The organism is Enterococcus sp. C74, assembly GCF_040887125.1.
GTDB classification, from domain to species: Bacteria; Bacillota; Bacilli; order Lactobacillales; family Enterococcaceae; genus Enterococcus_B; species Enterococcus_B hirae.
In genome coordinates this window covers 27,571-43,911 of sequence record NZ_JBFOFA010000009.1, presented here as the reverse complement: position 1 = coordinate 43,911, position 16,341 = coordinate 27,571, and the positions used below count along the sequence as shown (strand labels likewise).

Sequence of the window (16,341 nt, the reverse complement as noted above, 5' to 3'; positions counted from 1 at the left end):
ATTATAATGTTTAATATAAACATAAAGGAGGAGATAATGTGGAATTGTACTATCTGACGGGGTTGTTTTTAATAATTATATTGTTGTATTTGTTGGCAAAAAAATATGATTTTGTCAAACAACTTTTTTCAAAGATCACGATTACTTTTTTAGTTGTTTATTTGATATGGCGTTTGTTTTATACCATACCAATAGATAGTTCTGTTTCTTTAATATTTGGGATCATTCTTTACATTGCAGAATTTATCGGGTTATTTGTCTACGGTTTTTTTATTTACCTATTTTCGAATAAATTGTCAAATGAACATCTCTATGAGGCCTATGACGAGAGTTTTCAACCAAGTGTTGCGGCGTTTATTTGTACGTATAACGAAAATAGTAAATTAGTGATCGCCACGGCTTTGGCTGTCAAAGCGTTACGATATCCCAATAAAAAAATATATATTTGCGATGATGGTCATCGTGAGGAATTAAAAGAGATGGCGGAACGTTTTTCCATCGGTTATTTATCACGAGAGGGCAATGAGCATGCGAAAGCTGGCAACATCAACTATGCACTCTCACAAACGACTAGTGACCTCGTACTACTATTGGATGCAGATTTTATTGTCAAAAAAAATATCATTTTTGAAGCCGTGAATTATTTCAAAAATCCTAAAATGGCACTCGTTCAATATCCTCAAACCTTCTATAATAAAGATCCATTTCAGCTTTTAAGAAATTCCTTTTATAATGAGCAAGAATTATTTATGCGCTTTTTGGAGCCAGCTCTTTCTCGAGAAAATGCCCTGATCCATATCGGGACAAATGCAATTATTAGAAGAAGTGCTTTAGAAGAAATCGGTGGGGTTCCAACGAATAGTATTACAGAAGACATGGCGACAGGGATGTTGTTACAAAATGCCGGCTACGAGACCCTCTTTATCAACAAGGCTTATGCATTGGGAATTACCCCTTATACAGCGAAAGAACTAGCTTCCCAACGCTCGCGTTGGGCACAAGGTACGAAGCAGATTTTTGACCACTTCAAGCCACGAAAGTTAAAAGGATTGTCATTGATGCAAAAATTGTGTTATTACAACTCTTATTTGTATTGGTTTACTTCTTTCCAGAAAATTATTTTTTTATTAGCTCCTACGCTGTTTATGGTTTTTGATATTTTTATTGTAAGAAGTAACAACCATCAATTGTTACTATTCTTTTTACCGCCGTTTGTTATGATCACCTTATCCTTTAGGTTATACGTACCTAAAATAAGAAATCTAACGAGTTCTCACATTTATGACTGCTTTGTGGCACCGATCCACACAGGAGCATTACTAAAAGAATTTTTCAAACCACAAAAGAAATTCAACGTAACGAAAAAAGAAATTGTCGGGAGTAACGCATTTGATTGGCGTACGGTGTTCCCGCATATCGTCCTTTTTTGCTGGATTCTTTTTGCTTGTATCATTGCTCTTTACCGATTGATTCGTGGGGAAGGCTATGAATTTGGTTATATTGTTACGTTAGTATGGTCAGTCTATAATCTTTATGGCTTGTTTTATGCCATCACGATCGGTAAAAACCGAGATATCGAAAGTGACAGTGAAGCATTAAGTATTACAGTCAATCGTCAGTTATCCTATGATTCGAAAATCTTTGAGATGTATCAAATGAGTTTTAATGGCTTTCGGATCAGAACTGGTGGGGAATCATTCATTCCGGGAGAAAACTATATGTTTGTTGATCAACAACAAGGGTTGCAGATTACTTCAGTGTGTCGAGAAACACAGGAAGCTTACACCACTTTCTCATTTGAAGATTTGACCCCACAATCAGCGGAAGAACTAGCGAGTTATTATAGTGACCAGCTGAATGCTGCCAAACAACTAGAATTTGATATGGAAGATGATTTAGTAGAAAGCAAAAAAAGAAGAATCACTCGCTTTTCAAAAAAGGCGAATGATTCTTTTTTCATTTTTTATCAGCTATTCAAGACTTCTCCATAGGCTCGACATGTACATCTGTTTCGTGGACTTGGAATTGTTCAAATAAAGTGTGTTCGATCAAATCAGAAATATCATGACTTTCTTTGACAGTCAAATTAGGGTCCATGGTAACAGTGATATCTACATAGGTATTTGAGCCATAAGTACGCCCTTTGATACTCTTCACGCTTTGGACTTCCGGGATGTTATTGACTGCTTGTTTGTAGCGCTCTAATTTTTGTTGGTCAAAGCCATCAGATAAAGAAAAGGAGCTTTCTCTAAAGATATCAACCGCTGTTTTTAAAATCAATAAACCCACGACGATTGCAGCGGCACTGTCCAACCAACCCAAATTGAAGGAGGCTGCAAACACTGCCACGGCTGTACCGATACTTGTCCACGCGTCACTAAGATTGTCTTTCGCAGCAGCTAGTAAACCAGGACTGTTGACTTTCGTGGCTAGTTTTTTATTAAAGAGATAAACCCCATACATGATCAGCGCTGAGACAATCCCAACAATGGCTGCGGTCATATCAGGTGATTCCATTTTTTTGTCAGTAATCGAGAGAATCGAAGAGTACAAGACTTCCAGACCAACCAATAACATGATAAACGAAGTGATTAAACTCGCAATATTTTCAGCTTTCCAGTGACCATAACGATGTTCAGTGTCTGCAGGTTTGCGTGAGATTCTCAAACCAATCAATACAGCAACCGAAGCTAGGATATCCGTAAAATTGTTTAAGCCATCGGCTCTTAACGCTTCAGAATTTGCGAGATTCCCGATAGTCAACTTCAGTATCGAGACTACGATATAAGCGACAATACTGATGATTGCACCTAATTCTGCTTGTTTCAATTGTTTATATCTGTCTTTGTTCACACATTTTCACTCCAACATAAAGTATTTTATTATCTTATAATATTTTCGAATAAAATCACTAAAAGTGTGGAAAATATAATGGTTTTGGATAGGCGAAATTTGGAACTATTCCGAGCTTAACTGAATCGATAGGAGCAGCGAATCAAAAGGGATCAGCTATGATGGCACCTGCAGTAGATTCAGTGATGAGCTAAAAGCAGAAAGCAGGAAAGTCATCTGATGCGTATGCTTTGAGCTTTAAATTTAACCGTGTTAGGGTAGATTTGTACCGAATAAGAAGGAGGAAAGAGACACATGGCAAAAAGAGATTTACCAAAAGTCGAAACTCGTCTTTATATCAATGGCAAATGGCAGACAGGAACAGAAGGTACCTTCGAGGTGATCAACCCTGCAACAGGTGAAACCTTAGCGAATGTTCAAAAAGGTGGAGAAAGTGAAACACATGAAGCAATCAAAGCCGCTAAGAAAGCATTTGAAGAGTGGTCAAAAACTTCTCCTGCTCAACGGGCAAAATTAATGAACAAGATGGCAGATCTAGTGGAAGAAGACAGTGAACGTTTAGCTACGATCATGACGATGGAACAAGGAAAGCCACTCAAACAAGCTGCTTCAGAAATCAACACGAATGTTGAAAATTTGCGGTGGAATGCTGCCGAAGGGCAAAGAATCTTAGGCGAGATCATTCCTTCTCCGGCAACCAATGAATGGCAAGTACGTAAAGAACCAGTTGGAGTAGTAGGTGCAATCACTCCTTGGAACTTTCCATCCAATATGATTATCCGTAAGATATCTCCAGCAATCGCGGCTGGCTGCACGGTTATCTTAAAACCAGCAAAAGCGACACCGCTTTCTGCATTGGCGTTAATGGAGCTTTTTGATCAAGCTGGCTTTCCTCCAGGAGTCGTCAATATCGTGACTGGAGACTCCTCAACGATCGGTAAAATTCTAACTGAATCAGAAGACGTGCAAAAAATCACTTTCACTGGTTCGACAGAAGTAGGACAAATCTTAAATAAACAAGCAGCATCAACATTGAAAAAAGTTTCCATGGAACTAGGCGGACATGCGCCGTTGATTATTTTTCCAGATGCAGATTTAGAATTAGCAACGGATCAATTGATCAAAACAAAATTCATCAATAACGGACAAGTATGTACGTCGCCTAATCGAATTTTTCTTCATGAAGCAATCAAAGATGAAGCTACGAAATTGATCGTCGAAAAAATCAAACAAGTATCCGTTGGTAATGGCTTAGATGATCCAACGACAGGACCTTTGATTAATCAAGAAGGTGTGGAAAAGGTAGAAGAACAAATCAAAGATGCCGTAGATAAAGGAGCCAAGATTTTAGCAGGTGGGCAACGACTGACAGAAGGCGAGTATGCGCATGGCTATTTCTTTGAACCCACTGTTTTGGATGGTGTCACGAAGGAAATGGACATCTTTTATCAAGAAACCTTTGGACCAGTGATTCCGTTGATTGCGTTTAAGGAAGAAGAGGAAGTGATCAAAGATGCCAATGATACCATCTTTGGGTTAGCTTCTTACTTCTTCGCAACGAATATCCACACGATCGCGAATGTTAGCCAAAAACTCCAATATGGGATGGTCGGTGTCAATGATACAGCTATTTCAAATTCAGCTACGCCATTTGGAGGGGTCAAGCATTCAGGCTTTGGTCGGGAAAATGGAACTTACGGTGTGGAAGAATATGTAGTAGCGAAGTTTGTGACGATTCGGACAGCTAAATAACTAGCGTATCAAAAAGCAAAAAAATAACCAAAGAAGCTAGATTTTTCCCAGCTAGTTTCTTTGGTTATTTCTACGTTATTTCTGTTGTTCTTGCTTTCGACATTCATGATAGACATGATAGAGATTTAGTTCATATTCTTTTTTGGCATTCGTTACAACAGTATCTAAAATCAACCCAGTAACTAATGAAAGTAAGGCAAGGATCATCAATCCGGTACTTAAAATAGCAGAAGGTACCCGTGTGATAAAGTGAGTCAGCATATACTCTCGGATCACTGGAACACCGGCAAATAAGCCGAATACAAAAAAGAAAAAGGTCCAGATGCCAAAAAACATCAATGGTTTGTAGTCTTTCCACATTTTAACGATCATCATGATCACTTTAAATCCATCAGAAAATGTATTCAGTTTCGATTCACTGCCTTCTGGACGGTCTCGGTAATCGATCGGCAATTCGACCAATTTGAATTTTTTGTCTAAGGCATGGATCGTCAGTTCAGTTTCGATTTGGAATCCGGAACTCATGATCGGGAAACTTTTGACAAAAATACGATTAAATCCTCGATAGCCTGTCATGACGTCTCGTATTTTTGTTTTATATAATCGTGTGATTGTGTTTTTTACTAAATTATTCCCAAAATCATGAAACGGACGTTTGTTTTCGTCAAAGTAAGTCCCATTTGAAAGTCGGTCTCCAATTACCATATCCGCTTCACCTGAGCGAAGTTTATCCAGTAATCCATGCACCGCTTCGGCAGGATAGGTATCATCACCATCCACCATGAGATAGTAATCTGCATCAATATCAAAAAACATTTGCCGAATGACATTTCCTTTCCCTTGTCTTGGTTCTTTTTTGACGATTGCCCCACACGCCACGGCAAGTTCATAGGTGGTATCAGTCGAATTGTTGTCATATACGTAAATCTCTGCTTCCGGTAATTCTCGTCTAAAGTCTGCAATGACTGTTGAAATCGTCGCTTCTTCATTATAACAAGGAATCAGAACAGCAATTTTCTCTTGTTGTTCCATTTTTCACTCTCCTTAAATCATAGAAAACAAAATCTCTATTAAGAATACTGTATCAAATTCTTAAATGCTAGTACCTAGAGAGAATTTTCACTTCTTTTTGTTTCTATTGTAAAAAGCCCCGTATAAAACCACTATTTTTATATTAATGGTGATGGCTGAGACTTCGCTTTATTAAATCAATTCATTCTTTTTTCTTGAAATCTCTAACACGGTGCCGGTATACGCATCCGCTAAAAATTCGTAGCAAATGATTTCGCCATCTTCTAGGCGGGAAATCCCTCCACGATAAGCTTTGGAATGGATCGCAAATTTTCTAGTCGGTTCTTTTTCAAATGAGATCCAAGACCCCTCGATGGACCCTTCTTTTAAGAATGATTCTTTGACTTGTTCTAAGACTTGATCGGCTGATAACGTTTTCTTACGTTGATACAAAACCATTGAAGTGATGCCACTGATTAAACCAAGTCCGATACCTATAGCAAGACCGTTTTTAAAATTATTTGACTCACATTCTTCAGAATACATACGTCTTACCTCCTTCTTTGTCCAAAAAGATTATCTTCATTTATTCTACCATACTCTGTGTTTTTCTTAGAAATAAATAACCGCTATCAATTAAAATAAGCTATAATAAATGTGAGTGATTGACTAAGAGTAATACAAATTAGTCAGTCAACTATAAATTTGAGAGGAGCATAGTCTGAATCTTAGGCGAACTTTATTATGGATGAAAAAACATTTCAACGAATCAAAGAGTTAACAGAACTTCAAGGAACAAGTGGTTTTGAACAAGACATTCGTGCGTATATGGAAGCGCACATGGAACCCTTAGTGGACGAATTACAACTAGATGGTTTAGGTGGAATCTTTGGCTTACGCCAACATGAAGAGGCAGATGCCCCACGCGTGATGGTTGCGGCTCATATGGATGAAGTAGGATTTATGCTAACCCAAATCCAGGACAACGGTTTATTCAAAGTTGTACCTTTAGGTGGCTGGAATCCGTATGTGGTTTCTGCTCAACGCTACACATTGAAGACTTCTTCTGGTAAAAATTACCCATGTATTTCTTCTTCTGTTCCACCACATTTATTACGTGGAACAAGCGGCCAAAAATCAGTGGAAGTGACAGATATCTTATTTGATGCTGGTTTTGAATCACGTGAAGAAGCAATGAGCTTTGGCGTATTGCCAGGCGATACGATCGTACCATTCGCTGAAACCATCAAAACGGCTAATGGCAAAAATATCATCAGTAAATCATGGGATAACCGCTATGGTTGTACAATGGTGTTAGAAGCGTTAGAAGCGCTGCAAAATGAAAAACTAGGTCATACATTGATCGCAGGAGCAAACGTGCAAGAAGAAGTTGGTTTACGTGGGTCAAAAGCTTCTGTCAACAAATTCAAACCTGATCTATTCTTTGCAGTCGATTGCTCAGCAGCAGACGATACGGTAACGAAAAAAGGGACATTCGGACATCTAGGTGAAGGAACCTTGATGCGTATCCAAGACCCAGGATTGATCATGTTACCACGCTTGCGTGAATACTTATTAGACGTGGCTGAAACAAACAACATTCCATATCAATACTTTGTCTCAAAAGGCGGCACAGATGCAGGTGCGGCACATACACAAAACGAAGGAATCCCAAGTACGGTGATCGGAGTCGTAGGACGCTACATTCATACACATCAAACAATGTTTAGCATTCGTGACTTTGAAGCAGCAAGAGAGATGTTGATCCAAACATTAAAAGGATTAGACAAATCGACTGTCAATACGATCGTTTACGGAAAATAAGAATATATCCTTTAAACGAAGTGAAACGAGAACCATGGATCGTGGAACAGAGATAAGCGAAGGATAGTATAAATAGTTAAGAAGTTCAGAAATAGAGGAAGTCCTATTATTGGGCTTCCTTTTTAGGTCTTCTTGTTTTGTCGTCAGTCAGTAAATACGGGGGAAATCGGTGAATCGTTTTTTTGGTTGAAGCACCTGAATTTTTTGAATACAAAAGTGAGGACTGGTTAGGAGTTGGTGACTTTTAAAGAAAGGTGTATAATTTAAATATAAGAAGAAAAGAGGGACAGCAATGATTATTCCAGAAAACTTAGAAGAATTAGCAGGTTACGTTGAAAAAGGGAACAGTGTCTTTTTCTTTACCGCAGATTGGTGTGGCGATTGTCGCTTTATCAAGCCTCAAATGCCAGAAATAGAAAATGATTTTGCCGCATGGCGTTTTATTGAAGTCGATCGTGACAAATACATAGATGTAGCCGCTGAGTGGAACATTTTTGGAATCCCAAGTTTTGTAGTGATCAAAGACGGTAAAGAATTAGGTCGTCTAGTGAATAAAGATCGGAAAACAAAACAAGAAATCGAGGATTTTTTAAATCGTGTGACGAACGGCTAACATCTGGATATTTGTTAGGAGGGATCAGGATGGAACAAGAATATAAAAATATTTTGGTCGGGATCGATGGAAGTGAACAAGCACTTTCTGCCTTTAAAAAAGCAGTCGAGGTTGCTCGAAGAAACGACGGAACCGTCTATGTAGCAAATGTGATCGACCAACAATTTTATAATTTCATGGGCTATGTCCCAATAGATCAAACGCTAGTTGACCAACAAACAGAAGCAGCGAAACAAATGATCGAAGACTGCAAAGCTTATGGAAAAACAGTTGACTATCAAAAAATCGAAGGAATCGTCGCTTATGGTTCTGTTAGAGAATCAATGGCAGTCAACTTACCAAAAAAATATGCGATCGATTTGATCATGGTCGGTCAATCAGGATTAAATGCGGTTGAACGATTTATGACAGGTAGTGTTTCCAGCTATGTCATCCGCCGAGCACCATGTGATGTCTTGATTGTCTCTGATGAAGTGGAGAACAACACCGACAATTAAATACGTTAACTAAGAGATAGTGAAATGCCTAGCTCTAAGAAATAAGCCGGAGAATCCGAAAATAGTTCCTCCTATTTTTGGGATTCTCCGGCAAATTTTCTGATAGAGCGACTTTTTGCATGCTGTTTACTCGTTTTTTAGAGTGAAGGGCAAGATATATTTCACAGGCTCGTTGCTATTGAAAATTCTTGCGATTCCATAAATAAGAAAATAGTTGTTCGCACTTTTTTTGAAGAATGAAAAAAAGCATGCACAAAAACTTTTTTTTTGTTAAGATAAATGTCAGCAAAGGATAATGGAGGAAAAAACATGATTTTTGCTTATAATAAAGCGCACGTGGGAGATACCTTGATGGTCATCGTCTCAAATGACAACGGAACCGAAAATACGGTCATCCGTAAATGGAATGTTGCTCAAATCAAAGATGAAACAGGACAAATCGTTGGCTGGAATTTTTTCCATATCTCCGACCATCTTACGATTGAAGGTAACGGACAAGTCAAACTAACAGAAGAACAAATTGCACAGTTGAACCGCTTGATCAAAGAAGCTGGTTTTGAAGAAACGTTAACAGAAGAAAATGAACCAAAAATCGTTGTTGGCTACGTCAAAACTTGCGTACCACATCCTGATTCTGATCACTTATCGATCACTGAAACACAAGTAGGAAAAGAGGAAGTCTTACAAATCGTTTGTGGCGCTCCGAACATCGAAGCAGGACAAAAAGTCGTTGTTGCCAAACCAGGAGCTATGATGCCTGATGGAATGATGATTTGGCCAGGAACATTACGTGGGGTTGAAAGTCACGGAATGATTTGTTCGGCGAAAGAATTACAATTACCAGATGCACCGAAAGAAAAAGGGATCCTTGTTTTACCAGAAGATGCAGTGATTGGCGAAGCATTTCCAAAATAAGCAAAAAACAGCACAGTTGCCGAGCAACCGTGCTGTTTTTGTATAGGAAATTAGTTATTAGTTACCAGAGTTCTCTGATTGGCTTTGTTTTAATGCAGATTGATCAATTGTTAATTGAATCGTTGTTGTTTTCTTTTCTTTTCCGCGATAGTAAGTGACCTTCACTGAATCGCCGACTTTTTTCTGATACAAGACAGATTGTAATTCTACACCAGAAGAAACATCAGTATCATCGATTTTTGTAATGACATCATATTGTTTCAAGCCAGCTTTTTCTGCAGGTGTCGCCGGTTGAACGCTGGTAACAATCACACCATTTGTCACAGACTCAGGAATTTTCAAGATTTGTTCTTGTTGTTGGGTTGAAACGGCTGAAAGGTCAACCATTGTGATCCCTAGAGCAGGACGGGTTACTTTTCCATCTTTTTCAAGTTGGTTGATAATATTTACTACATCGTTACTTGGGATCGCAAAGCCCATTCCTTCCACGCTTACACCTGATGAAGAAGCAGAAGTACTTGCAATTTTACTTGAATTGATCCCGATTACTTGTCCTTCAATATTAACTAATGGACCACCAGAATTACCAGGGTTAATCGCAGCATCTGTTTGGATCGCATTGATATTGACCGTTTGATTTGACTCGTTCGTGCTGGTTACTTGGCGATTCAATGATGAGATGATCCCCGAAGTCACAGAGTTGGCATATTCAGAACCTAGAGGAGAACCAATTGCGATCGCCGGTTCACCCACTTTCAATGAATTAGAGTCACCAAATGAAGCAACTTTGTTCACTTTATCTGCACTGATTTTCAAAACAGCTAAGTCAGAATAAGCATCCGTCCCGACTAATTCAGCTTTGACTTTTGTTCCATCTTTTAATAAAACTTCTAATCCTTGTTGTCCTTCCACTACGTGATTATTCGTTACGATATAAGCGGAATTACCACTTTTTTTGTAGATGACACCACTACCTTCACTAGAAGCCTCTAGATTGCTATCATCAGAACTTTCTTGTTGTTGTTGACCAAACAGTTGCCCAAAGCCGTTGGTCCCTTGATTTTGGCTTTGAAGATTGATAACAGATACCACCGCATCTTGGACTTTATCGACCGCATTCGTGATATCTGAATCGACATTGACTTTGACATTTTCAACGACAGTTTCGCCCGCTGAATTTTGATGACCACCCGAATTTGACGCTGCGTTTCCAGAACCCATGACAGCATAAAAAATACCAGCCGTTACCAAGCCCCCAATAATTCCACCGACTAAGCCTAGACCCAGCTTACGCCAGATTCCATTATTCTTTTTCATTTTTGGTGTCACATCTTTTCTCTCCATGTGATCTGCCTCCATTTATCATTTTCTTCTATCTCTAAGTATAGACTTATTTGTTAAGATTAGTCTACTTGGAGACTATGAACTTTTTATGAAAAACTTTAGGAAAAATCATTGCGTTCAGATGAAAAAATAAGAAAAAAGTTTTCCACAAATCCTGTGTAGAAATCAGCGGAAAACTCGCAGAAAAACAATACCCTTTTTTATCCACAAGATGTGGACAACGTGGATAAATCGGTGCAAAACATACGTTTGCTTAAGAAATACTTATAAAATAAGCCAAAACCATCGTCTTTTCTGTGGATAAACCTGTGGATGATGTGTATAACTATGTGGGAATCTTTAAATAAATAAAAAATAACTCGCTTTTTCTTTTAGCAAACATTTCGTTATAATAGAAAAGAAGGAAATACGAACAACGAACAATGAAGAGAAAAAATGAAGGAGTAAAGCAATTGAATATCAAAATCATTTCAGTCGGTAAACTAAAAGAGAAATACTTGATCCAAGGAATCAATGAATACGTCAAAAGGCTGCAAGCATACGCTAAAATCGAACGAATCGAAGTCCCCGATGAAAAAGCACCTGAGAACTTGAGTGAAGCTCAAATGCGCCAAGTCAAAGAAAAAGAAGGCGAGCGGATCTTGAGCAAAATCAAAGAACAAGAATACGTCTACGCACTAGCGATCGAAGGGAAAAATCCAACCAGTGAAGCTTTCGCCAAAGAAATCGACCAACTAGGAATCCAAGGGAAAAGCCAGATCACTTTTGTCATCGGTGGCTCACTCGGCTTAAGCGAAGCCGTCATGAAACGCAGCAACGCCCAAATCTCATTTGGCAAAATGACCTACCCCCACCAACTCATGCGCTTGATCCTCGTCGAACAAATCTACCGTGCTTTTCGAATCAATGCGGGTGCGCCGTATCATAAGTGAGAATGTCTAAGATTGAATACTTATGAACAATAAGTTAGCTTTTTTTGGAATATATATAAATTAACTTGAAAGTTGCTGATAATTATAAAAAATAATAATAATGGATAATAATTCTATTATGTATTCAAATTTGTTACAAAAAATTGAAGATGAAGAGCGCTCTCATGTATAAAGAGACGTTCTTCATCTTTTTAATTTCTACTTTGTTGATTAAATAAAGAAATTCTTTCTTCAATACTTGTTTGAATTTTTACTGAAAGTTCTTTTTCATCAGATGAAGGATTTAATAAGTGAAAAAAAATACCTTCTTTTTCGTAATATTTAGGTGCAGTTTTTTTTCTCCCTTCATTTGAAGGGTACAAAGCAATGACGGCAGAGACAGCTTGCAAAGAACGCGTAAGAATTTCAGGAAATGCCAAAATACTTGACATAGTATTTTGCTTATAAGCCATTAATTGTTGACGTTGTCTACCTTTATCATTATCAAGTATATTGTCTAGTTTTTTATATTTTACTTCAAATATTAAGCTACCGATATAGTATTTTTCTTGAATTATAATGTCTAATCTAATATCAGGTTTATTTCGTTTTGAAGAGGTTTTTACTGGGCTGTCTAGTGTATTGGAGAAATCTTCTTTTTTCATAGAATTATTATATACAAGATTAATTCGTATATCATTTTTACTTAATACGACAGTAGTGTCTTCATGTAAAAACGGTAATTCTTGAGACAGAATGTCATTCTCAAAAATCCATCCAGAAATAGGAGTATAGCCTTGCATGGATAGGGCTCTAATAATTTTTATAAAGCACCAAATTTCATAGAGTATATCTGTGCGTTTCCAATAATACTGATATCTATTTGAAAAATTTAAAGTATTACGATTCTTTATACTTTTTAAATACATTTTATATATAGTGTTATATTTAGGATTCATAACAAGTGACTTTGGAACATTTATAGGTCTTCTTGATGAAATGTTTTTCATTACTGGTGTATCTAAAAATTCAAGGATATATGCATAAAAATGTTTTATCTTTTGCTGATTGTTTTTCAAAGTTTCAATTTTTCTATTATATATGTTTCTATTATAGTTTTGTACGCTTTGAGAGTGCGCGCCAGTAAACTTATCTTCTCTTTTTTTCTCTTCAATAACACCTTGAAGGATTTTCTCTAAATATCTATCAGCTAGAAGCGAAAAATTTTTAAAATAAGATAAGATAAACTTGATCCATTGATTTTCAATAATATCATATTTTATTATTCGACTGGGTGTATATAGTAGACCACGTTTTTCTGGGTGAATTTGTAACTGTGAAATAGTTTTTTGATCAACTAAATTTTTACTTCCTATTGGTTTCCAGTTATATCGTTTGTCAATTCTATATTTTGCTTCTTTTTTTAAACTTTCAAGAGAAACTATTGCTTGAGGTATATTATCCTCAAACTCTAATATTCGTTGAAAAAGTTGATCATTCATTAGATAATTTGAAGTAGTCATTTCACGACGAGAAGTTTTTTTAGGAATAAAAGTTCTTGCAAGACCGCCAACCATTTTTTCAATTTCAATTTTCATTTTTTCCCATTCCGGTACACCTAAATCTTTAAGTATTACTTCAAATCGAGAGTAAAAGATAGTTTCACCGATTTTAACATAAAGAGTATAGTAACCTGGAATAAGAGGTACTGTTTTACCTTGATCCCTGTTATAGATGATTACATTACCGTCACTTGGAATATAGCAAGTATCTCCATTTTCCTCTTGTATTTGATTTTCAATCAAATAATCATCTAATTCTGGTATATATAGTCTTGCTTGTTTGTCTATGCTGTTAAATGTAAAGCTTAGATTAGAAAATTCTTTTACTTTAACCGGTGTATACTCTAATAACGATGTTTCATCTTGAAAAAATAAAAGTTCGCATTCTTGTTCTTCACTTTTATAACCAAAGTTCAATCTTATACTAAAGGGTAAATCCATGTAAATTCAACTCCCTAGCTTTCTGCAAAAGAATTTTTTTAGTATATTTAAAATCTGAAGTCTCAGGATATTCATTAATAATTTGTTCAAATTCACCCATTTGTCTTAAATCATTATCATTCCATTTACCAACTAATTCTGATAATTGTTCATCAGAACCTCTGATTTTACTTAATACTCTCTGAACAAGTTGAATGTCGATAGCTTCTCTTCTTGGTAAGTCATTTTGTACTGGAAGGTTTTTTAAATATTCATCAATTTGTTTTAATATTCTCCAACCGATACCAATATTTTTGTCTTTGGAATTAATTGCTAGATGGAGTTTCCAAAACATTTCTTTTTCTTTCTGGGTCAAGCCATTAGTAGGATTAGAATTTTTAAAATTTTTGAAATCATCATATTTAAGTTGATTACGTTTCTTTTGATCTGATTGGATATAATCATTTACATCACTAATTTCATGGAATGGTACTAACTCGAGTGAAATAATATTTGATCTATCTAAAACTTTATCTGAGAATTGATGAGTAGATTCATCAGTATTTATAGTTCCTACAAATAATATGTTTTGTCCTACTTCAATTGTAGAAGGATAGGTCGAAGAGTTGTATAATTTATTTTCTAGATCTTCATTATACAGTTTGATTTTCCTAGTACTTGGCTCCATTTCTAAAACTGAAAGAAATTGGGAAAAATAATGTTCAACCCGAGCTAAGTTCATCTCATCAAAACACACCATATAAATATTTTCTTTATGCCTTGAGGCTTCTAATAGTGCATCAATTAGACCACTATCCCCTGGACGATAGACAGAATTTACAGTATCAGCATAGCCCAATAAATCAGAATCATCTTCCCAAAATGGTCTCACAGAAATAAACTTTATTTGTGTATCTGATAATTGCAGTGCTTTTGCATAGGAGGTTACTAACTGAGATTTACCGGTACCACTTAATCCAGCTAATACCACCAAACTATCACCCAACATAGCAGTATGAAAATTCCATAAGTCTCGTTTTGAGTAGTGTAATTTACTACGCATTGTGAGTTGATTAAATCTCTCTATAAATTCATTCTGTTCAGAAAAATAATCATTTTGTTGAATAGCGTGTTTATTTTCTAATTCAGACATATCTATTTGCGCTTGTTCAGTAATAATTGAACTTACTTGAGATATTTTGGAATTATAGATATTTTCTATGCCTTCGTTAATATCTTTTTTATTTTCTATAATTTTTTGAAGTAATAGATAAGGAACAAAAATTATATCTTTTGTTTGATTTATGAAATCATCGTAACCTACATAGTCTTTACTACCTTCATCAATATACTTTTTGTAAAAATTATCTTTTTCTATCCTGTATGCTACACCGTACAATGAATTGTTTTGTCCGATTATTTCACCAAATAAAACTCTTGATCCATCAGTGTTCTCCCAAAAAACATTTAAAGGATAATCTTCATTATCTTTTGAGAAATTTACAAGTTTTCCAAGAAGTTTGCCGTTTAGTAATTGGCTTTCAAAGCTTGTTTCGTCTTTAATTACAGAATCACTGTTATTTATAGAAAAAACCGGTATAGGTACTAATGATTCATTCTCTTTTATTAAATTTTTAAAAACTTCAGATTTAGGTTTGGGAATTAATTCTAAATCATCACCTTGATAATAATTTCTTGCTTGTTCATGATTTCTTTTAATTTTTGGTGTACAAACGATAATGTAAGGGTCTAAAAATTCTTTGAGTGATTGGGCACGAGTACTATGAGATTCGTTTATATCATCAATAAATCCAAATTTTGTAAGTGTATTACTATATATTTGTATACCCTCTACATTATCAATTACACTACTTGGGAAATCTGAAAGAGGAGTTAGAAAAAAGTACATTAAATCATCCGAGTTTATTTTAATTTTATTGAAATCATCCTCTAAATAACCAATAATTTGGTAATCTTGTTTACCTATTTTTAACACCATTTATATTTCCTCCTTCATAAGCATAGTAAAATCATTTAATTCTTGAATTTTTATTTTATTTTTTAAACTTTGTATAATCTTTTTTTTCATTCTGGGAATTAATTGAAAAGTTGTAATCCATAATTCATTGATATCATTTTCTTCAATTATTTTAATGACATCTTCGAGAGGTGTATCAGAATTAGTGATTATAAAATTATAGTCTTCTCTGATAACAATTTTCCCTGGAACACCAATTAATAAAATATTTTTTCTATTTTTTTTTGTTTTTTGTGAAATAGTTTTTTCTGTTTTACTTTCATTTACAAGATTATTATATCTTTTTTCCAATCCGATGATTTCTTTTTCTTTATTTTTAAGCGTGCTACTTAAAACAGAGAATTTTTTTTCTAAATTAAGATACTTATTTTCTGAATTTTTTAATTTTAATAAACTATCAGTTATTTCTTCTTTATATCTATTTATTTCACATTCTTTTTCAGCGAGAAATTTTTTTTCTAGTTTTCTGAGTTCTTTTATTTTATCGTTATTATTTTTTTCTATTTTTTTCTTGAGCCTTTCATTTTCTTTTAGTAATATTTTTTCCCTATTTTCAGCATCAATTATATCTTTTTTATAATGGGCTAATAGATCTTTCATT

14 protein-coding genes are annotated in these 16,341 nt (G+C 35.5%); 7 read left to right on the top strand and 7 right to left on the bottom strand.

The features are described from left to right. Positions 1-38 precede the first annotated feature (38 nt). On the top strand, positions 39-1,991 hold the full coding sequence (locus tag AB3H93_RS11385) for a glycosyltransferase (RefSeq protein ID WP_368020589.1): 1,953 nt from the start codon (positions 39-41) through the stop codon (positions 1,989-1,991). Here AB3H93_RS11385 and AB3H93_RS11380 read toward each other — a convergent pair. Continuing rightward, positions 1,975-2,853: a cation diffusion facilitator family transporter gene (locus tag AB3H93_RS11380; RefSeq protein ID WP_368020588.1), complete on the bottom strand. Its 879-nt coding sequence runs from the start codon at positions 2,851-2,853 to the stop codon at positions 1,975-1,977. The genes AB3H93_RS11385 and AB3H93_RS11380 overlap by 17 nt on opposite strands. A 294-nt stretch (positions 2,854-3,147) precedes the next feature. Between AB3H93_RS11380 and AB3H93_RS11375 the strand changes: the two genes are divergently transcribed. Next, positions 3,148-4,605 (top strand): NAD-dependent succinate-semialdehyde dehydrogenase, encoded by a 1,458-nt coding sequence (locus AB3H93_RS11375; RefSeq protein WP_368020587.1) that lies wholly within the window; start codon positions 3,148-3,150, stop codon positions 4,603-4,605. 75 nt (positions 4,606-4,680) lie between these two features. Here the strand turns inward: AB3H93_RS11375 and AB3H93_RS11370 are convergent, their stop codons facing one another. Further along, on the bottom strand, positions 4,681-5,637 hold the full coding sequence (locus AB3H93_RS11370) for a glycosyltransferase family 2 protein (protein ID WP_002317103.1): 957 nt from the start codon (positions 5,635-5,637) through the stop codon (positions 4,681-4,683). A gap of 171 nt (positions 5,638-5,808) precedes the next feature. Then, positions 5,809-6,162 carry a PepSY domain-containing protein gene (locus AB3H93_RS11365; protein ID WP_002317104.1) on the bottom strand — a complete coding sequence of 118 codons (354 nt, stop codon included), beginning with the start codon at positions 6,160-6,162 and terminating at the stop codon, positions 5,809-5,811. Positions 6,163-6,360: 198 nt separating this feature from the next. Here AB3H93_RS11365 and pepA point away from each other — a divergent pair, with 198 nt between their 5' ends. From pepA to ytpR, 4 genes are all read left to right on the top strand, one after another. Next, positions 6,361-7,440, top strand: a complete 1,080-nt coding sequence (gene pepA / locus AB3H93_RS11360; protein ID WP_010720947.1) for a glutamyl aminopeptidase — start codon at positions 6,361-6,363, stop codon at positions 7,438-7,440. A gap of 292 nt (positions 7,441-7,732) precedes the next feature. Next, entirely contained in the window at positions 7,733-8,053 is a 321-nt protein-coding gene (locus AB3H93_RS11355; RefSeq protein WP_002317106.1) for a thioredoxin family protein, read from the top strand. Between the two features lie 29 nt (positions 8,054-8,082). Then, positions 8,083-8,550 (top strand): universal stress protein, encoded by a 468-nt coding sequence (locus tag AB3H93_RS11350; protein WP_002317107.1) that lies wholly within the window; start codon positions 8,083-8,085, stop codon positions 8,548-8,550. Between the two features lie 309 nt (positions 8,551-8,859). Then, positions 8,860-9,465 carry a YtpR family tRNA-binding protein gene (ytpR, locus tag AB3H93_RS11345; protein ID WP_010737044.1) on the top strand — a complete coding sequence of 202 codons (606 nt, stop codon included), beginning with the start codon at positions 8,860-8,862 and terminating at the stop codon, positions 9,463-9,465. A gap of 57 nt (positions 9,466-9,522) precedes the next feature. On the opposite strand, the gene AB3H93_RS11340 is transcribed toward ytpR, so the two are convergent. Next, on the bottom strand, positions 9,523-10,809 hold the full coding sequence (locus tag AB3H93_RS11340; RefSeq protein WP_010737045.1) for a S1C family serine protease: 1,287 nt from the start codon (positions 10,807-10,809) through the stop codon (positions 9,523-9,525). Positions 10,810-11,261: 452 nt separating this feature from the next. On the opposite strand from AB3H93_RS11340, the gene rlmH reads away from it, so the two are divergent. After that, positions 11,262-11,741: a 23S rRNA (pseudouridine(1915)-N(3))-methyltransferase RlmH gene (gene rlmH, locus AB3H93_RS11335; protein ID WP_002317110.1), complete on the top strand. Its 480-nt coding sequence runs from the start codon at positions 11,262-11,264 to the stop codon at positions 11,739-11,741. Between the two features lie 191 nt (positions 11,742-11,932). Here rlmH and AB3H93_RS11330 read toward each other — a convergent pair whose 3' ends face one another. From AB3H93_RS11330 to AB3H93_RS11320, 3 genes are read right to left on the bottom strand one after another with little or no spacing between them, the layout of a single operon-like run. Then, entirely contained in the window at positions 11,933-13,723 is a 1,791-nt protein-coding gene (locus AB3H93_RS11330) for a nuclease domain-containing protein (protein WP_368020586.1), read from the bottom strand. Continuing rightward, positions 13,707-15,701, bottom strand: coding sequence for an McrB family protein (locus AB3H93_RS11325; RefSeq protein WP_368020585.1), 1,995 nt, complete (start codon positions 15,699-15,701; stop codon positions 13,707-13,709). The genes AB3H93_RS11330 and AB3H93_RS11325 overlap by 17 nt, the downstream gene beginning before the upstream one ends. After that, positions 15,702-16,340: a hypothetical protein gene (locus AB3H93_RS11320; RefSeq protein ID WP_368020584.1), complete on the bottom strand. Its 639-nt coding sequence runs from the start codon at positions 16,338-16,340 to the stop codon at positions 15,702-15,704. Position 16,341: the final 1 nt, after the last annotated feature.